This is a genomic window from Streptomyces sp. Isolate_45 (assembly GCF_024721315.2).
In the GTDB taxonomy this organism is placed as follows: Bacteria; Actinomycetota; Actinomycetes; order Streptomycetales; family Streptomycetaceae; genus Streptomyces.
This window is the reverse complement of the sequence record NZ_JANFAK020000022.1, coordinates 52,988-73,327: the sequence shown is the minus strand read 5'-3', so window position 1 is coordinate 73,327 and position 20,340 is coordinate 52,988. Positions and strand designations below refer to the sequence as shown.

The 20,340-nt window shown below is 73.1% G+C and carries 5 protein-coding genes; 1 reads left to right on the top strand and 4 read right to left on the bottom strand.

Annotation, left to right across the window (positions count from 1 at the left end; all coding sequences use genetic code 11):
* Positions 1–146: 146 nt before the first annotated feature.
* The 4 genes from NOD94_RS10250 to NOD94_RS10235 form a co-directional block, all read right to left on the bottom strand.
* Positions 147–356, bottom strand: coding sequence for an MbtH family protein (locus NOD94_RS10250; protein WP_281205492.1), 210 nt, complete (start codon positions 354–356; stop codon positions 147–149).
* A complete protein-coding gene (locus tag NOD94_RS10245; protein ID WP_281205491.1) occupies positions 353–15,922 on the bottom strand; it encodes a non-ribosomal peptide synthetase in 15,570 nt (5,189 codons plus the stop codon). Before NOD94_RS10245 ends, NOD94_RS10250 begins: the two co-directional genes overlap by 4 nt.
* Before the next feature lie 38 nt (positions 15,923–15,960).
* Positions 15,961–16,944, bottom strand: coding sequence for an iron-siderophore ABC transporter substrate-binding protein (locus NOD94_RS10240; RefSeq protein ID WP_281205490.1), 984 nt, complete (start codon positions 16,942–16,944; stop codon positions 15,961–15,963).
* A 156-nt stretch (positions 16,945–17,100) separates the two neighbouring features.
* Positions 17,101–18,453 (bottom strand): lysine N(6)-hydroxylase/L-ornithine N(5)-oxygenase family protein, encoded by a 1,353-nt coding sequence (locus tag NOD94_RS10235; RefSeq protein WP_281205489.1) that lies wholly within the window; start codon positions 18,451–18,453, stop codon positions 17,101–17,103.
* A gap of 249 nt (positions 18,454–18,702) precedes the next feature.
* Here NOD94_RS10235 and NOD94_RS10230 point away from each other — a divergent pair, with 249 nt between their 5' ends.
* Positions 18,703–19,650: a methionyl-tRNA formyltransferase gene (locus tag NOD94_RS10230; RefSeq protein WP_281205488.1), complete on the top strand. Its 948-nt coding sequence runs from the start codon at positions 18,703–18,705 to the stop codon at positions 19,648–19,650.
* Positions 19,651–20,340: the final 690 nt, after the last annotated feature.

The window sequence follows — 20,340 nt, the reverse complement described above, 5'->3', positions numbered from 1 at the left end:
CGACGCTCTTCCGATCTGGCGAGCGGGCGCGAGGCCGGCCGCACCGTACCCGCCCCCGGCTCCACGGCCACCGGGCCGCAACGCACGGACGCCGCCCGCGGCGAGGAGGGTTCCTCACCGGGGGCGGCGCAGTGGCGCGTGCGGGATCAGGCCTGCTGGGCGGCCAGGCTCGCGGGGCGCAGGTCGGTCCAGTTGGTCTCGACGTAGGTCAGGCACGCGTCCCGGGTGTCCTCACCGAAGACGGTCCGCCAGCCCGCCGGCACCTGGGCGAAGGCCGGCCACACCGAGTGCTGGTTCTCGTCGTTGACGAGGACCAGGAAGCGGCCCTGCGGGTCCTCGAACGGGTTGGTGGTCATGCGTTCTCACTCCTCATGGACATAACGGTGAACAGCTCCGAGAGCGGCTGTCCGGGTTCGGCCACCACATGGCGCAGCAGCCGGTGAAGTTCTTCGGCGAGCCGGCGGGCCTTGGCCCGGCCGAGCAGGTCGGTGGCGTGGATCAGTTCGCAGTGGACCGGTCCGTCACCGCGCGGCTCGTAGAAGCTGAGCGTCAGCTCGGCCTTCGCCGAGCCGGTCGGCACCGCGTGGAAGGAGCCCACGCCGCCCTCCAGCTGTCCGAGGTCCGCCTGTTCGTGGTGGATCACCATGACCTGCGGTCCCCCGTCGGACAGCGCGGTGGCACGGACGACCGCGTCGAACGGGACGTCCTGCCGGTCCAGGGCGCTGAGCGTGATCTCCCGCACCCGGCCCAGCAGTTCGGCGAAGGTGGGGTCCCCCGCCGTGTCGGTGCGCAGCACCACGGTGTTGAAGAAGCAGCCGACGAGGTCGGCGAGCTGCTCTTCGCCACGGCCGGCGACCATCGTGGCGATCGGCAGGTCGGTGCCCGCACCGTGGGCGGTGAGCAGGGCGGACAGGGCCGAGTGCAGCACCATGAACATGCTGGTGCCGGTGGACTGGGCGAGCGCGTCGACGTCGGCGTGCAGTTGCTCGTCCAGGACGAAGGAGACGTAGTCGCCGCCAGGTCCGCGTACGTCCGGGGCCTGCGGGCGCGGCCGGTCCACGGGCAGCGCGAGCTCCTCCGGGACGCCGGCCAGGTTCTCCTGCCACCAGGCGAGCTGGCGGGCGCCGAGGCCGGCGGGGTCGGCGGGGTCGCCGATGACCCGCTCGGCCCAGGCCGCGTAGTCGGAGTAGCTGACGGGCAGCGGCTCCCAGGCGGGGGCCCGGCCCTGCTCGCGGGCCTCGTAGGCCTCGGTGAGGTCGCGGAACAGCGGGACCACGGACCATTCGTCGACGGCGAGGTAGTGCGCGGTGATCAGCAGGGCCTGTTCGCCGGAGGCACCGGTGAGCAGGCGGGCCCGCAGCGGTGCCTCACGGGTCAGGTCGGGGTGCAGCGCGGCGAGTTCGCCGAGCCGGGTGTCGAGGTCGGCGCAGGTTTCCGTCTCCAGCGCCGGGTGGGGCGCGGGTTCGCGGCGTACGGCGCCGTCCTGCTCGGTGAAGCGGGTGCGCAGCGGTTCGTGGCGCGTGACGACGTCGTCGAGGGCGGCGGCCAGGGCGGCCGGGTCCAGGGCGCCCGGCGAGCGGAGCACGAGGCCGTGGTCGAATCCGTCCCAGCGCCGGTGCGCCTCCCACTGCGGGCGCTGTACGGGAGCCGGGCCCGTGGTGTCGGTGCCGGGGGCCGCCGGGCGCAGGGCCGGGCGGGCGGCGGCCGCGCCGTCGAGCTTGGCGGCGAGACCGGCGACGGTCAGGGCGTCGAACACGTCGCGGATGCTCAGCTCGACGCCGAACTCGGCGCGGATGCGGCCGAGGAGGCGCATGGAGGCCATGGAGTGGCCGCCGAGGGCGAAGAAGTTGTCGTGGACGCCGACTTCGTCGAGCTGGAGGATCTCGCCGAACAGGCCGGCGAGCTTCGCCTGGGTGGCGCCGACCGGGCGGGCCCCGCCGGTCATGCCGGACCAGTCGGGCGCGGGCAGCGCCTTGTGGTCCAGCTTGCCGTTGGGGGTCAGCGGCAGCGGGCCGTCCAGGGTGACGACGAGCGCGGGCACCATGTACTCGGGCAGCTGCGCGGCGACGTGCGCCCGGACGTCCTGCGGGTCGAGGGCTCCGCTCTCCGGGACGACGTATCCGACGAGGCGGACGATGTCGCCGGCCCGGTCGGGGACGATCGTGGCCTGGCTGACGGCCGGGTGTCCGACGAGCGCGGCCTCGATCTCGCCGAGTTCGATGCGGAAGCCGCGGATCTTGACCTGGGTGTCGACGCGGCCCAGGAAGTCGAGGTTCCCGTCGCGGCGCCAGCGGGCCCGGTCACCGGTGCGGTACATGCGGCTGCCGGGGGCGCCGAACGGGTCGGCGACGAACCGTTCGGCGGTCAGGCCGAACCGGCCGAGGTAGCCGCGGGCCAGGCCGCGTCCGGACACGTACAGTTCGCCCACCACGCCGGGCGGGACGGGCTGGAGCCGGTCGTCCAGGACGTAGGCGAGGGTGTTGGGGTCGGGGGCGCCGATCGGCACGCGGGCGCCGGGCCGCAGCTCCGCGCCGCGCGAGGGCCACAGGGTGGAGTTGACCGTGGCCTCGGTGAGTCCGTAGGCGCAGATCAGGTTCGCGGTGGCGCCGAACCGCTCGAAGAGGTCCGGCGGCACCGTCTCGGTGCCGACCAGGACGGTCGAGCCCTCGGGCAGTTCGCAGCCGGCGGGCAGCGCGGACACCAGGGACGGCGGCAGGATCATGTGGCTGATCGCGTGGTCGGCCAGGAAGTCCGTGAGGGCCGGTCCGGCGACGCGTGCCTCGTCGGTGATGAGGACGAGGCGACCGCCGTGGCAGAGCGCCATCGCGAGTTCGAAGACGAACACGTCGAAGCCGATGGAGGCGAACTGCAGGACGCTGCTGTCGGCTTCCAGTCCCATCCGGTCGACGGCCGTGGCGACGAGGCTGGAGATGCCCTCGTGGGGGACGACGACGCCCTTGGGCCGGCCGGTGGAGCCGGAGGTGTAGATGACGTACGCGGCCTGGTCCAGGGCGACCGGCGGGGTGGGTACCGGGGTGGTCGGCCGCAGGGCCAGGGCGGCGGCGGTGCCGGGCGCGTCGAGCAGCAGGACCGGGACGTCCGTGGCGGGGATCTTGCCGGCCACCGTCTCGGTGCCGACGACCAGGGTCGCCCGGGAGTCCTCGATCATGTAGCCGAGCCGGTCCTGGGGGTGGACCAGGTCGAGCGGCAGGAACGCGGCGCCGAGCTTCAGCGCGGCGAGCACGGTGGCGATCATGTCCGCCGAGCGGGGCACGGCCACGCCGACGACGCTCTCGACGCCGACTCCCTGCGCGGCCAGCAGGTGGGCGATCCGGTTGGACCGGGCGTCCAGGGCGGCGTAGTCGAGGTGGGTGTCGCGGTCGACGACGGCGACCGCGTCGGGCCGCTCGGCGACGTGCCGGGCGAACAGGGCGGGCAGCGACAGTTCGTCGACCTCGCGGGGCCCGCCGTTGAAGCCGTCCAGGACGAGGGCGCGTTCGTCGCCCACGAGGAGCGGGGCGGCGGACACCGGCCGGTCCGGGGCGGCGGCGAGGGCACCGGTCAGGGCCGCGAGGCGTTCGCCGATCCGCTCGGCGGTGTCCTGGTCGAAGAGCTCGGTGGCGAATTCCAGGCGGCACACCAGCGAGCCCGCCGCGCCGTCGGCGGAGGTCTGCTCGGTGAAGCTGAACACGAGGTCGAACTTGGCGGAGCGGATCCGGAAGGGGACGTACTCGACGCCCAGGCCGGCCAGGTCCAGTTCGCCCTCGGTGCGGGCGTGGTAGCCGACCATCACCTGGAACAGCGGGTTGCGGGCCAGCGAGCGGGTCGGGTTGAGCTTCTCGACGACCGACTCGAAGGGCACGTCGGCGTGCGAGAACGCGGCCAGGTCGGTGTCGCGGACCCGGGCGAGCAGCTCGGTGAAGGTGGGGTCGCCGCTGAGGTCGGTGCGCAGGACCAGGGTGTTGACGAAGAAGCCGACGAGGTCGTCGAGGGCTTCGTCGCCGCGGCCGGCGATGGGCGAGCCGAGCGGGATGTCGGTGCCGGCGCCGAGGCGGTGCAGCAGGGTCGCGACGGCCGCGTGGACCACCATGAACATGCTGACGCCGTTGTCCTTGGCCAGCCGCTTCAGTCCCTGGTAGGCCTCGCCGTCGAACTCGATGTCGAGTTCGGCGCCGGTGAAGGCGGGGCGGGCCGGGCGGGGCCGGTCGGTGGGCAGGTCGAGTTCCTCGGGGGCGCCGTCCAGGGTGCGGTGCCAGTGGTCGAGCTGGCGGGCGGCCAGGCTCTGCGCGTCGGCCGGGTCGCCGAGCAGCTTGCGCTGCCAGAGCGCGTAGTCGGCGTACTGGACGGGCAGCGGCTCCCAGTGCGGGGCGCGGCCGGTGCGGCGGGCGGCGTAGGCGGCGGCCAGGTCGCCGAGGAAGGGGCGGTCCGACCACTCGTCGGTGGTGATGTGGTGCAGGAGGATCACGACGACGTGTTCCTCGGGCGCCACCTCGATGACGGTGACGCGCAGGGGCAGTTCGCGGGCGAGGTCGAAGGGCCGGTTGATGGCCGCGTCGACCAGGGCGGCGGCCTCCTCCTCGGTGGCGCGCAGGTGCTCGACCGGCGGCTGGGACCGGCCTGCGGGCAGGACCCGCTGGAGAGCCTGGCCGTCGCGCTCGACGAAGAGGGTGCGCAGGGCCTCGTGGCGGTCGGTGACGTCGGCCAGAGCGGCCCGCCAGGCGGTGATGTCGAGGTCGCCGCGCAGCCGCATGACGAGCGGGAAGTTGTACGCGGCGGAGGTGTCCTCCAGCTGCTGGATGACCCACAGGCGCTGCTGGGCGTGGGAGAGGGGCAGTTCATCGGGGCGCTCGCCGGCCACCAGGGCGGGGCGTGCGTCGGCCTGCGAGCCGGCGGCACGTTCGACGAGCTCGGCGACGGTCGGTGCCTCGAAGAGGTCCCGGATGGCCAGTTCGGCGGAGAGCGCGGTGCGGGCCCGGGCGATCAGGCGGGTGGCGAGGAGCGAGTGCCCGCCGAGCTCGAAGAAGTTGGCGTCGATGCCGACGCTGCCCTCGGTGAGGCCGAGCACCTCCGCGAACAGGGCACAGAGGGTCTCCTCCCGCGGGGTGCGCGGGGAGCGGCCGGCGCCGGCGCCGGCGAACTCGGGGGCGGGCAGGGCCTTGGTGTCGAGCTTGCCGTTGACGGTCAGCGGCAGGGTGTCGACGGCGACCAGGGCCGCCGGGACCATGTAGTCGGGTAGGGAGGCCTTGAGGTGCTCGCGCAGGTCCTGGACGAGGGCCTCGCCGCGTTCGGCGCCGTCCTCGGGGACCACGTAGCCGACCAGGCGCTTGCCCGCCGCCCGCTCGTTCACGACGACGGCGGCGTGGGCCACGTCGGGGTGCGCGGACAGGGCGGTGGCGATCTCGCCGAGTTCGATGCGGTAGCCGCGGATCTTGACCTGGTCGTCGGTGCGGCCCAGGAAGTCGATCAGGCCGTCGGGGCGCTGCCGTACGAGGTCGCCCGTGCGGTACATGCGCTCGCCGGGGGCGCCGAACGGGTCGGCGACGAACCGCTCGGCGGTCAGGCCGGGCCGGTCGTGGTAGCCGCGGGCCAGGCCGGTGCCGGCGATGTACAGCTCGCCGGGGCAGCCGGGCGGGACCGGGCGCAGCATGGCGTCGAGGACGTAGCCGCGGGTGTTGCGGATGGGGCGGCCGACGGTGGGGGTGGCGCTGTCGGCGGTGGACCCGCCGAGGGTGTTGATCGTGTACTCGGTGGGGCCGTACAGGTTGTAGCCGTAGGTGCCGTCGGTCTCGGCGAGGCGGGTCCAGACGGTGTCGGAGACGGCCTCTCCGCCGAGCAGGACGAGGGCGGGACGGTGCTTGCCCGCGGCCTCGTCGTGGTCGAGGAGGCCTTCCTCGATGAGCAGCTGGGCGTAGGTCGGGGTGACGTTGACGACGTCGATGCGGTGGTCGTCGCAGTAGGCGACCAGGGCCTCGGCGTCGCGGCGCAGCTCCTCGTCGCAGACGTGGACCTCGTGGCCCTCGACCAGCCAGAGCAGCTCCTCCCACGACATGTCGAAGGCGAAGGAGACGGTGTGCGCGATGCGCAGGCGACGGCCGCCGGTGGAGGCGATGGCCGGGTCGAACACCTCGACCTGGTGGTTGAGCTGCATGTTCGTCAGACCGCGGTACGGGGTGACGACGCCCTTGGGCTTGCCGGTGGACCCGGAGGTGTAGATGACGTACGCCGGGTGCTCCAGCCGGCCGGGGACGCCGTGCGCGAACGCGGGGCGTTCCGCGTCGGTGACCTCGGTGTCGGGCAGGGCGGCCAGTTCGGTGGCGACGGCCGGGTCGTCCAGGGCGACCTCGGGGGCGAGCGGCCCGGATTCGGCGCGCAGCGTCGGGGCGACGGCGAGGGTGGTGAGCAGGCACAGCGGCCCGGTGTCCTCGACCATCAGGCGGAGCCGGTCGGCGGGGTGGTCCAGGTCGAGCGGCAGGTAGGCGGCGCCGGTGCGCAGGACCGCGAACAGGGCGACGACCATCTCGATGGAGCGGGGCAGCGCCAGGGCGACCGTCCGCTCGGGGCCCGCGCCGCGGGCCAGCAGCAGGCGGGCCGTGCGGTTGATCCGGGCGTCGAGTTCGGCGTAGGTGAGGGCGGTGTCGCCGAAGACGAGGGCGACGGCGTCCGGGGTGCGGGCCACCTGGGTGGCGAGCAGGTCGGCGACGGTCTCGTCGGGGACGGGCTCGTTGCTCGCGGCCCGGGCGGCGGTCAGGTCGGCGTGCTCGTCGGGGAGCAGCAGGTCCAGGGTGCCGACGGGGGCGTTGAGGTCGCCCAGGAGTCGCTCGACGAGGGTCCGGTAGCGGGCCAGGGTGGCGACGGCCCGGTCGTCGTCGATGAGGTCGGGGCGGTACTCCAGCTTGACCTGGACGCGCTCGGCCGGGTTGACGATGAGGGTCATCGGGTAGTGGGTGGCGTCGACGCTGCCCACTCCGGTGATGCCGTGCCGGTCGGTGAGCTCGCGGAAGGCGCCCTCGTCGGCGAAGTTCTGCAGCACGTACAGGGTGTCGAACAGGACGGGGTGGCCGCCCGCCCGCTGGAGTTCGGCCAGGCCCAGGTACTCGTGGTCCATGAGCGCCATGCGCTCGGTCTGGACCCGGCGCAGCAGCTGGGCGACGGTCTCCTCGGGGCGCAGGGAGATCCGCAGCGGGACGGTGTTGAGGAACATGCCGATGGTGGTGTCGGCGCCGGGCACGTCGGCCGGGCGGCCGGCGACGGTGGCGCCGAAGACGACGTCGTCGCTGCCGACGGCGGCGGACAGCACCAGCGCCCAGGCGGCGGAGAGGACGGCGTTGATGGTCAGGCCGTGTTCGCGGGCGGAGCCGCGGAGCCGGTCGCTGAGGTCGGCGCCGAGGTCGAGGGCGTGCCGGCGCGGGATGGTGGGCTCGCCGCCGCGGCCGCGGGCCACCAGGGTGGGCTCGTCGAGTCCGGCGAGGGCGGTGCCCCAGGTGGCGCGGGCCGCGTCGAAGTCCTGCTCGGCGAGCCAGCTCAGGTAGTCGCGGTAGCTGCCGGGGGTGCGCAGGCCGGTGTCGTCGCCGGCGGCCGCGTACAGGGCGAGCAGTTCGTCGAGGAACAGGGACTGGGACCAGCCGTCCCAGGCCACCAGGTGGTGGCTGAGCATGAGGCGGTCGGTGTTCTCGGTGAGCCGGATCAGCTGGAGCCGGAACAGCGGGGGCGAGGCCAGGTCGAAGCGGCGGAGCCGGTCGGCGTCGGAGATTTCGGTGAGGCGGGTGGCGCGCTGTTCCGCGGTGAGGCCGGTCAGGTCGGTCTCGGTGAGCGGTACGGGGACCTCGGCGGCCGGGCCGACGAACTGCACGGGGGCGGGCAGCCCGTCGGAGGTGATGCCGGCGCACAGGCTGGGGTGCCGGGCGAGGAGGCGGGTGGTGGCGGCGCGCAGCCGGTCCAGGTCCAGGCGGTGGCCGAAGTCGAAGCAGTCCTGGGCGGTGTAGACGTCCAGGCCGTCGGTGTCGTAGCTGGCGTGGAAGTGGATGCCCTCCTGGAGGGGGGACAGCGGCCAGATGTCGGCGACGGGGACGGGGCTGACCTGCGCGACGCGGTCGATCTCGGCCTGGGTGAGCTGGACGAGCGGCAGGTCGGAGGGGGTCAGGACGCCGGTGGTGGAGTCGGATCCGGCGGCCTGGGCGATGAGTTCGCGCAGGGCCTCGGCCCAGGCCAGGCCCAGTGCCCGGACGTCGTCCTCGGCGAGCGCCCGGCCGGCCGGCCAGGTCCAGGTGGCGCGCAGTTCGGGGCCGTTCGGGGTGTCCGCGCAGACCGCGTTGATCTGGAGCGGGTACGGCATGGCCAGTCCGGCGTCCGGTTCCACGGACAGGGCGTCGGACTCGGCGGCGGGCGCCCAGTCGACGGCCTGGTCGGCGGGGAGCCGGCCGAAGTAGTTGAACAGCACCTGGGCGGTGGACAGTTGCGCGAACACGGGGGCGAGCTGCGGGTTGAGGTAGCGCAGCATGCCGTATCCGGCGCCGGAGTCGGGGGCCGATCGGACGGACTCCTTGACGGCCTTGAGGGTGTCCAGGGCGCCGTCGGCGGCGGGCAGCCGGACGGGGTGCAGGCCGGTGAACCAGCCCACGGTGCGGGACAGGTCCAGGGCGGTGCCGTCGCGGCCGTGGCGCTCCAGGTCGACGAGCAGGTCGGCGGCCGGGTCGACGCCGCTGTCGGCACGCCGCCGGGAGACGGCCAGGCGCAGGGCGGCGAGGAGGACCTCGGTGACGTCGGCGCCGGCGGTGGCGGGCACCGACGTCAGCAGGGCGCGGGTCTCGTCGGTCGTGAGGGTGACGGTGTGGTCCCGCGCGTCGCCGGCGGTACCGGTCCGGTCGGCGCCGGGGACGAGCTCGGCGCCGGGGGCCAGGGTCTTGGCCCAGTAGGGGAGTTCGGCCTGGCGCTGCGGGGAGGTCGCCTGCTCGGCGATCTCCCGGGCGAAGCGGCGCAGCGAGGAGGGTACGGGTTCCAGCTCGGGGCGTCGGCCCTGGACCTCGGCGTCCCAGGCCGCGGCGAGGTCGCCGAGCAGGACGCGCCAGGACACGCCGTCCATGACCAGGTGGTGGACGACCAGCAGCAGCCGGCCGGGGGTGTCGGTGCCCGCGTCGAACCAGACGGCGCGGACCATGGCGCCGGTGTCGGGGTCGAGGCGGCCCGCGGCGGCGTCGGACTCGGCGGTGATCAGGGCGCGCAGGGCGTCGTCGTCGAGGCCGCCGGCGTCGACGCGGTGCAGCAGGGCGGCGGCGTCGACGCTGCCGGCCGGGGTGGTGACGGCGGACCACAGGGCCGGGATGGCCGGGCCGAGGTCCATCCGGGTCAGCCGGGTGCGCAGGCCGTCGTGGTGGTCCAGGACGGCCTGGAGGACCCGGGCCAGGGTGTCGGCGTCGGCGGCCGCGGGCGACTGGAGCAGCATCGACAGGTTGAACCGGCCGATGGGTCCGCCGTCCTCGCGGAGCTGGTGGACGATCGGCAGCAGGGTGATGTCGCCGACGCCGTCGGTGTCGGCGGCCGGGGCGGCCGCGGTGTCGGCGGCGCCGGTGGCGGCCGCGAGGGCGGCGGGGGTGCGGTGTTCGAAGACCTCGCGGGGGCTGACCGCAAGGCCGGCCTTGCGGGCCCGGCTCGCGACGGACATGGACAGGATGCTGTCGCCGCCGAGCATGAAGAAGTCCTCGTCGGCGTCGACCGCGTCGAGGCCGAGGACCTCGGCGAAGATCGCGCAGAGCTGCTGCTCGCGGCCCTCGCGGGAAGTGCGGGCGGCCGCCCTGCGGCGGACCGCGGGCGCGGGCAGGGCCTTGAGGTCGGTCTTGCCGCCGGGGGTCAGCGGCAGCGCGTCGAGGGCGACGAAGTGGCTGGGCACCATGGGCGCGGGCAGCTTGGCCGTCAGCGCGGCGCGCACGGCCTCGGTGTCCAGGGCGTCGGCGCGGCCTCCGGGGGCCGGGACCAGGTAGGCCACCAGCTGCTTGACCCCGCGCTCGTCGTCGCGGGCGACGACCACCGCGTCGCCGACGGCCGGCTCGTCCCGCAGCCGTGCTTCGATTTCGCCGAGTTCCACCCGGTTTCCCCTGATCTTGACCTGGTGGTCGGTGCGCCCGAGATAGGTGAGCACACCGTCCGCGTTGAACTGGACCATGTCTCCGGTGCGGTACATCCGCGCTCCAGGAGTGCCGAACGGATCGGCGACGAACCGCTCCGCGGTGAGCGCGGTGCGTCCGTGGTAGCCGCGGGCGAGTTGCGCGCCCGCGAGGTAGAGCTCGCCCGGCTCGCCCGGGGCCACCGGGCGCAGGTACCGGTCGAGGACGTGCAGCCGGGTGTTCCACACCGGCCGGCCGATGGGCACGGTGGCCGCTTCGGCGGACTCGGCGCCGGCCTGCCAGCTGGTGACCTGGATGACGGCCTCGGTGGGCCCGTACACGTTGTGCAGGGGCACGCCGGTGCGCTCCTGCCAGCGCCGAGCGAGCGGGACGGGCAGTGCCTCGCCGCCGCTGAAGGCGCGGCGCAGGCTCGCCCACCAGGGGGCGCCGTCGGTCTCCTCGGCGAGCAGGGCCGTGTACAGCGAGGGCACCAGGTCGACGTTGGTGACGCGTTCGGCGCGGATCAGCTCGGCGAGGTAGGCCGGGTCGCGGTGGCCGTCGGGCCGGGCGATGACGACGGTGCCACCGGTGATCAGCGGTACGAAGATCTCCTGGACGGAGGGGTCGAAGCTGGTCGAGTACTGGTGCAGCACCCGCTCGCCGGGCCCGAAGCCGAACTCCTCGGCGGTCCAGGCGAGCTGGCCGACGACGGCCTGGTGCGGGACCACGACGCCCTTGGGCAGACCGGTGGAGCCGGAGGTGTAGATGACGTAGGCGGCGCCGTCCGGGTCGACGGGCGCGAGCGCGGCGGCCGCGGAGGCGGTACCGGCCTCGACGTCGGTACCGGCCTCGGCGTCGGCCTCGTCGATGCGGACCGGGGTGACGGCGTCGAGGGCGGGCAGCTTCGCCAGGGCGGGCCCGGTGGTGACGACGGTGCGGGCGCCGGAGTCGGACAGCATGTGGCGGACCCGGTCGGCGGGGTAGTCCACGTCGACCGGCAGGTAGGCGGCGCCGGCCTTCATGACGGCCAGCAGGGCGATCAGGGAGGCGGCGGAGCGGGGCACGGCGACGGCCACGACCGATTCGGCGGCCACCCCGTGGGCGGCGAGCCGGCGTGCCAGCGCCTCGGCGCGGGCGTCGAGTTCGGCGTACGAGGTCCGGCCGGCCTCGTCGACGAGGGCGACGGCGTCGGGGGTGCGGCGGGCCTGTTCCTCGAACGCGCCGTGCACGGTGCCGGCGGGCGGCCGCCGCTCGGCGCCGGCGAGGGCGGCGAGGGTGCCGTCCAGCTCGGCCGCGGACCGGGTGGAGATCCGGCCGACGGGCAGTTCCGGATCGGTGGTGACCTGTTCCAGCAGGGCGAGCAGCCGGTCGGCGAACCGGGCGGCCGCGCGGGCGTCGAGGCGGGCCGGGTCGTGGTCGAGCTGGAGGCGAATCGTTTCGCCCGGCATCACCGTGAGGGCGAGCGGGTAGTGCACCGAGTCGTCGATCTCGGATCCGAGGATCCGGACGAGCCCCTGCGGGTCGGAGACGTCACCCGCGTCGGGCAGGTTCTCCACCACGACGAGGGCGTCGAACAGGTCGCCGCGGCCGACGGCCCGCTGGATCTCGGCGAGACCGAGGTGCTGGTGGTCCAGCAGTTCGGCCTGGCCGTCCTGGAAGGCGGTGAGGACCTCGGCGAGGGACTGCTCGGGGCGCGCGCCCAGACGGGCGGGCACGGTGTTGATGAGCAGGCCGACGAGGGACTCGATGCCCTCGACGGGCGCCTGGCGGCCGGACACGGTGGTGCCGATGACCAGGTCCTGGGCGCCGAGGACATCGGCGAGGACCAGGCCGAACGCGCCCTGCACGACGGCGGCGAGGGTGAGCCCGAGGCCCCGCGTCCGGGCGGTGAGCGCCTCGGTCCGCGCGGCGCTCAGCTCCACGGTGATCCGGCCGGATCCGGCGCCGGCCGTCTCCCCGGCCCGGTACGGGAGTCCGTCGGTCGCGTCGAGTCCGGCGAGGGCGTCGCGCCAGGCGTCGCGGGCCGGCTCGCGGTCACGGCCGGCCAGCCAGCCGGTGTAGGCGCGGTAGGTCGGATCGACGGCGGTGTCCGCGGCGGGGACGCCGGGCCGGTAGCCGTCGAGCAGTTCCCGCATGACCAGGGAGACGGACCAGCCGTCGACGATGATGTGGTGCATCGTCAGGATCAGCAGGGAGCGCTCGGCGCCGAGCCGGACCAGGGCCGCGCGCATCAGCGGCGGGGCGCCGAGGTCGAAGCCGCGGTCGCGCTCGGCGGCGGCGGTCTCCAGGACGGCGGCGCGCTGCCGGTCGGCGTCCTGGCCGCTCAGGTCGGTGAACGCCCAGGGGACGGCGACGTCGGCGCCGATGACCTGGACGACGGGCCCGTCGGGGTGCTGGCGGAAGGCCGCGCGCAGCAAGGGGTGCCGGTCGAGGAGGCGCTGGACGGCGGCCCGCAGGGCCTCGGGGTCGACGTCTCCGCCGAGCTCGACGGTGTCCTGGACGGCGTAGCCGTCGGCGCCGTCGCGGTCCATGACCGCATGGAAGAAGAAACCTTCCTGCAACGGCGTGGCCGGGACCACGTCGAGCAGCTCGCCGATGCCGTCGGCGAACTCGGCGCGGTCCTCGGCGGTGAGCGGCACCAGGGAGAACGGCTCGGGCAGCTCCGCGGCGGCCCGGGGCGTCGCCGGGGCGTCGCCGGCGGCGCGGGCGATGCCGACGGCGCGGGCGAGGGCGGCGACGGTACGGAGGCGGAACACATCGCGGGGGCTGATCGCGAGTCCGGCCGCCCGGGCACGGGTGACGAGCTGGATGGCGACGATGCTGTCGCCGCCGAGCTCGAAGAAGCTGTCGTGGACGCCGACCGAGGGCAGTCCGAGGACGTTGGCGAAGAGGCCCGCGAGGGCGGTCTCGGTCGGGGTGGTGGGGGCCGCGTCGCCGGTCATCGCGGTCCACAGCGGGTCGGGCAGGGCGCGGGCGTCGAGCTTGCCGTTGGGGGTCAGGGGCAGCGGGCCGTCCATGCGGACGACGGCCGACGGGACCATGTAGTCGGGCAGGCCCTGGGCGGCCTCGGCGCGGGCGGCGGTGACGGCCGCCTCGGCCCCGGCGGCGTCCAGGGAGGCGTCGGCGACGAGGTAGGCGACGAGCCGCTTGGCGGCGCGCTGGTCCTCGCGGACCAGGACGGCGGCCTGGGCGATCCCGGAGCAGGCCATGAAGGCGCTCTCGATCTCGCCGGGCTCGATGCGGTGGCCGCGGATCTTGATCTGGCCGTCGGCGCGGCCCAGGAAGTCGAGGTTGCCCTCCGCGGTCCAGCGGACCCGGTCACCGGTGCGGTACATGCGGGTGCCGGGCTCGCCGAACGGGTCGGCGACGAAGCGCTCGGAGGTCAGGCCGAAGCGGCCGAGGTAGCCGCGGGCCAGGCCGCGGCCGGCGACGTACAGCTCGCCCTCGACGCCGACGGGGACGGGCCGCAGCGCGGAGTCCAGGACGTAGGCACGGGTGTTGGGGTCGGGTTCGCCGATCGGGACGGGGCCCTGCCAGTCCGGACGGGCGAGCCACAGCGTGGAGTTGACGCTCGCCTCGGTCAGGCCGTAGGCGACCACGATCTGCAGGCGGTGCGACCAGCGGGCGATGAGCTCGCTCGGCACGGCCTCGGTACCGACCACGAGGACGGCGCCCTCGGGAAGTTCGCAGTCCTGCGGCATCGCCGACACCAGCGAGGGCGGCAGGATCATGTGGGTCGCCCGGTGCTCCGCGATGTACTCGGTGAGCGCGGGGCCCGCGACGCGGCGTTCGGTGGGGACGACGATGATCCGCCCGCCGACGCACAGCGACATGATCAGGTCCCAGACCGTCACGTCGAAGCCGACGGAGGCGAACTGGACGACCCGGCTGTCGGCGGTGATGCCGATCCGCTCGGTCGCGGTGGCGATGAGGCTGCCGACACCGTCGTGGGGTACGACGACGCCCTTGGGGCGGCCGGTGGAGCCGGAGGTGTAGATGACGTACGCGGCCCGGTCGAGCGGGATCTCCACGCCGAGCGGGGCCGGGTCCTGGGCGGCCAGCGCGGCGGCCGTCGCGGGGTCGTCGAGCGGGACCGGGTCCAGTCCGGGGAGCTCCGGCAGGCCCGCGGCCTGCTCGCGCGCGGTGACGACGGTACGGGCGCCCGCGTCCTGGAGCATGTAGGCGAGGCGGTCCTGCGGGTGGTCGGAGTCCAGCGGCAGGTAGGCGGCGCCGGCCTTCATCACGGCCAGCAGGGCGGTGACCAGCTCGGGCGAGCGGGGCAGGGCCACGCCGACGACGTCCTCGGCGCCCACGCCGCGGGCGGCGAGCAGGCGGGCGAGCCGGTTGGCGGCCGCGTCCAGTTCCGCGTAGGTCAGTTCGCGGTCCTCGCAGACCAGGGCGACCGCCTGCGGTCTGCGGCGGACCTGCGCCTCGAAGGCGGCGGGCCAGGACAGTTCGGGGGACTCGCTCGGCGAGACGCCGAAGTCCTCCAACAGCAGGGCGCGTTCGGCGGGGGTGGTGAGTTCGAGGTTGCCGATGCGCCGGGCGGCGTCCTCGGCGAAGGCGTCGAGGAGGGTGCCGAAACGCTCCTGGTGGGCGACGAGTTCCTCTTCCGAGCACTGGTCGCCGTCGGCGTCGAAGAGGATCCGGACGGCGCCGCGGACGGACTCGCCGACGCTGACGGCCAGGTCGCTGACCGCTCCGAGCCACTGCGGACGCAGATCGGAGTGGTGGTCCCGGAAGCGCAGCCAGTCCGTGCCGGGCAGGATGTTGACGGTGGGGCCGACGAGCTCGGGCACGCCCTCGACGAGGCCGAGTTCCTTGGCCAGGTCCTCGGCGCGGAAGCGGCCGTGGGCGACGGCCTCGCGGATCCGTTCGTCGGTCTGGACCAGCAGTTCGCCGACGGTGGTGCCGGGGCGCACGGACAGCCGCAGCGGCACGATGTTGGAGACCATGCCCGGGACGCCCAGGACGGCACGGTCCTGTCGGCTGGTGACGGGCAGTCCGAGGACGAGGTCCTGCTCGCCGGTGGTGCGGTGCAGGTAGGCGGCCACGGCGGCGACGAGCAGGCGCGACACCCGCACGCCGGAGGCCTGCGCGGCGGCCTTGAGGCGGTCGGTGGCCGCCACGGAAAGTTCGGTGGTGCGCCGGTAGCGGCGCGTGATGATCTTCTGGCCGGGCTCGACGAGGCGGACGGGCCGGGGCCGGTCGGCGAAACGCTCCAGCCAGTACGCCCGGTCCGCGACGTACTCCTCGGAGGCCCGGTAGGCCTGCTCGGAGGCGACGAGGCGGTTCACATCCCAGGAGACGGGGGCGACGGGCCGGTCACCGGTGTAGAGCTCGCCCACGCGACGCGAGAGCAGGCCGAGGCTGACGCCGTCGATGACGAGGTGGTGGTAGCACTGGTACCACAGCACCCGGTCGTCGGCGAGGCGCAGCAGCGTGTGGGAGAACAGCGGAGCGGCCGCGAGGTCCAGGGGACGGGTGCGGTGGGCACCCATCCACTCCCAGGCGGCGTCCTCGGGGTCGGCCTCCGCGCGCAGGTCGACGATGGGGACGTCGACGGGGTGGCGGCGGGGAACCTGGCGGGGGCTGCCGTCCGCGTCGGTCGCGAAGACGACGTGGAGGCAGTCCGCTTCCTCGACCACCTGGCGCACGGAGGCGGCCAGGTGGTCGAGGTCGACGTCACCGCGCAGGTCCAGGGTGAACGAGACGTTGAAGGCCGAACTGTCCGGCTCGATCTGCTGAGCAAGCCAAATTCCGGACTGCCCACCGGTGACAGGGGTCCCGGTGGCAGGAATCCGGTCGGACTCGGCGTCAAACATCGTTCAGAGGGCCTTTCCCTGGTCGCGCGTCGGTGGTGTTACTTGATGGCTTCGAGCTTCGCCACGACCTGGTCGATGGCGTACGGGATGCTCAGCACGGTGTTGAAGGAGAGCGCGGCACCGACGTCCGGGCCCTCGTAGGGCAGGAAGATGTCCCGCTTCTCCTGGTGGACCTTGGTCTTCGTGTACAGCGGGTCGGCCTTCAGCTGCGCCTCGGTCTCGGCGGTGCCGAGCCACACGGTGCGGTCGGCCTCCATGACGTCGAAGCGCTCGAAGCTGAGGTCGGCGATGACGTCGTTGCCCAGCGTGGTGCGGTAGAGGTCCGTGGTGGTGAAGCCCATCTCGGTCAGGAAGGCGACCTTCGGGTCCTTCGGCGAGAACGCGGAGAACTTGCCGGGCTCGTAGGGCTCTCCGGCCGCGACCGTCTTGCCCTTCCACTCCGGGTGCTTGTCGCGGACGGCCTTGAAGCGGGCGTCGACGCCGGAGATGAGCTTGTCGGTCTCGGCGTCCTTGCCCAGCGCCTTGCCGATCTGCTTCGTCATGACCTGCCACGTCGCCTGGTAGTCCTCGGCGCCCTTGGGCTGCGCGACGACCTTGGCGATCTTCGACAGGGTGTCGTACTGCTCCTTCTTCATGCCCGAGTATTGGGCGATGATCAGGTCCGGCTTGAGGGCCGCGATCTTCTCCATGTTGTACTCGTCGCGCTCACCGACGAGCTGCGGCGGCGTGGAGCCCCACTGGTCCTTCACCCACGGCCACTTGCCGAACGGCTCTTCCTTGAACCAGGCGACGGCGCCGACCGGCTTCACGCCGAGGGCGAGCACGGCGTCCTGGTCCGACAGACCGAGGGTGATGACCTTCTTCGGCTCGGCCTCGATGGTCGTGCTGCCGTACTTGTGGTCGACCGTGACCGGGAAGGCCGCGGACTTCGCGGGGGCCTCGCCGGACGGCTTCGACTCGGTCTTCTCGGCACCACCACCGCACGCGCTCAGAACGAGGGCGGCGGCGGCGGCAACGGCCACGCGGGGGAAGTTTCTGACGATTCTCGTCAGCGCGGGGCTGGTCCCAACGGACACGGGTTTTCCTTTCACGGGGTTTGCACGGTGCATGCCTCGCCCGCCCGGCCGGACGGCGTGGCCAGGCGGGAGGGGAGTGGTGGGGAGGGTCGGTCGGGGTCCCTAGCGGGACGTACCGACCCCGTCGACGACGCGTTCGGCTTCACCGACGGCGGCCTTCGGGGTGCGCTCGATCACCGAGTCCAGGATCTCGCCGACCCGGATCGCGGTGTTCGACAGCAGGGACGAGGTGATGCCGTGCGTGTGCTCGGTACCGCCCTGCAGGTAGATGCCGCAGCGGAGCGCGGGGTCCGTCGTGATGCGGTAGTCGCGCTCGACGCTGACGCGGCCCTCGTCGTCGCGGTGGCAGTAGCCCTCGACGTCACCGAGGAGGCCCAGGGCGTCGGCGGGCCGGTAGCCCGTCGCGTAGACCACGACGTCGGCCTCCAGCGGGGTCTTCTCGCCGGAGACGAGCGACTCGACGGTGGTGAGCACCTTGTCCTGGGTCTCGACGACGTCCGAGAGGCGGGACACGTTGAGGAAGCGCAGGCGCTCCTCGCCCAGCACCTTCTCCTGGTACGACTGGCGGTACAGGTCGTCGATCAGGTCGATGTCCACCACGGAGTAGTTCGTGTTGCCGTGGTAGTTCATCAGCTTGCTCTTGATCTCACCCGGGGCGGTGTAGTACTCGTCCACGGCGGCGGGGTCGAAGATGCGGTTGGCGAACTTGCTGTCGTCGGCGGGGCTGTAGCCGTAGCGGGCGAACACCGCGCAGACCTCGGCCTCGGGGAACCGGCGGTGCAGGAAGGCCACGTTCTCGGCGGCGCTCTGGCCGGCGCCGACGACGATGAACCGGGACGGGTCGGTGCCGTCCAGTTCGTCGACGCGGCGCAGCAGGTCGGAGTTGTGCCAGACGCGCTCCGTGCGGTCGACGCCCTCCGGCATGTACGGGCGCAGGCCGGTGCCGATGACGAGGTTGCGGGCGCGGTGGGTCACGAGCTCGTCCCCGGAACGGGCCGTCACGTCCACGTACTCGATGACGCCGTCACGCACGACCGGCCGCACGGCGACCACTTCGTGCCCGTAGGACACCATGTCGTCGACCTTCTCCGCCGCCCACTCGAAGTAGTCGTGGAACTCGACGCGCAGCGGGAAGAGGTTCTTGTGGTTGACGAAGTCGATCAGGCGGCCCCGGCTCTGCAGGTAGCAGAGGAAGCTGTATTCGCTCGACGGGTTCCGGAGCGTCACCAGGTCCTTGAGGAAGGAGACCTGCATGGTCGCGTCCTCGAACAGCATTCCCCGGTGCCAGCCGAAACGCGGCTGCCGCTCGAAGAAGTGAGCAGTGACCGCCTCCTGCCGTCCGACGCGTGCGTTGTGCTCGGTGAGAGCAATCGCCATGGCCACATTGGACGGGCCGAAGCCGATGCCTATGAGGTCGTGGATCACCGGTGCGTCAGCAGGAAGAGCCTGTGACATGTCACTCCGATCGTGCGGGACAGCCGCCCGTGAGGCGTCGATGAAGAATGTGGAGCAGGGCACGCCGACGAGCGGCAGCCAAGCGAACTTAGGTAAAGCTAACCTGATCTCGCCACCCTGTCGACCAGGCAAACCGGACAAATAGCGGATTGCAGCCCCAAACGACGCCTAAAATCAGGCACGTTGCATCCTTAGGTAAGGCTTGCTTTACTTCTTTGAGATCTATCGCTCTTCAGAGGAGGAACCTCCATGCGGGTCGTCATGTTCGGTTATCAGACCTGGGGCCATCGCACCCTTCAAGCGCTCCTGGACTCCGAGCACGATGTGGTGATGGTCGTCACCCACCCCAAGAGCGAGCACGCCTACGAGAAGATCTGGAGCGACTCGGTCGCGGACCTCGCCGAGGAGCACGGTGTCCCCGTGGTCATCCGCAACCGTCCCGACGACGAAGAGCTCTTCGCGCGGCTCAAGGAGGCCGACGCCGACATCATCGTCGCCAACAACTGGCGCACGTACATACCGTCGCGCATCTACGACCTCCCCCGGCACGGCACGCTCAACGTGCACGACTCGCTGCTGCCGAAGTACGCCGGCTTCTCCCCCCTCATCTGGGCGCTCATCAACGGCGAGACCGAAGTGGGCGTCACGGCGCACATGATGGACGAGGTCCTCGACGCCGGGGACATCGTGCTCCAGCAGTCCGTCGCCGTCGGCCCCACCGACACGGCCACCGACCTGTTCCACAAGACCGTCGACCTCATCGCCCCGGTCACCGTCGGCGCGCTGGACCGCATCGCCGCCGGCGAGACCGAGTTCACGAAGCAGGACCGGTCGCAGGCGAGCTTCTTCCACAAGCGCGCCGAGGAGGACATCCGAATCGACTGGAGCTGGCCGGCCGAGGTCCTGGAGCGCCTCGTCCGCGCCCAGTCGGCCCCGTACCCGAGCGCCTTCACCTTCCACAAGGGCAAGCGCCTGGAGATCGTCTCCGCGGTCGTCTCCGAGGGCCTCTACGGCGGCACCCCCGGCCGCGTCTTCTACCGCGAGGGCGAGGGCGTGGCGATCGTCGCCGGCGCCGACGCCCGCACCGGCCGCAACCACGGCCTGGCCATCACCCGCGTACGCACCGAGGACGGCCGCGAGCTGCCGGCCACCGAGTACTTCACCTCCATGGGCGGGTACCTCACCAGCCGTCCCTGACTCCCCTCCCGAAGCCGGCGGATCCACTCCGTCGGCCCTTTGTCGTGTCGGTCGCCCGCCCATGGCCCCGGGCAGACCGGCCGTCGCCGCCGCCGTACGGAACACGCCGTTCCGTACGGCGGCGGCGTCATGCGGGGGTGTCGTGCGGCGGCGAGGAGGGCCGCGGAACCGGCCGACGGTGCCGGAGGGCGCCGTGGTGCCGACTCCCGGGTGCGGGAGGAAGAGTCGGGTGGCGGGGGCGGTCGTGGCATCGGATCGTGCCGGGCCGCAGGATCGCGGCGCACGACCCCTCCGAGAGGACACCCCCATGTTCGATGTCACCCGGGTTCAGGCGGCCCCGAGCGGCGACCTGCTGACGCCCGACGACGCGGTCGTGCTCTTCGTGGACCACTGGCCGCAGATGTTCCTCGGCACCGGGTCAAGGCCCACGCGGGCGCGTACCGCCCGGGCGTCGTGTACGCGCAGACCGTCATCGGCGCGCACGCGGCCGGCCGAACCCCCCTTGGACATCGGCCTCCTGATCCTGCGTCAAGTCGGCGAGGAAGGAGGTGCGTCCGGGCCTCCCGGAACGTCGTCGTCGGCGCCTCCGCCAAGGGCACCCTCGACCGCGTCCGGGCCCGGCTCACGGACTTCCGCGCGGACCTGCCCCGCATCGACGTCCCGACCCCGATCATCCACGGCGACGCCGAC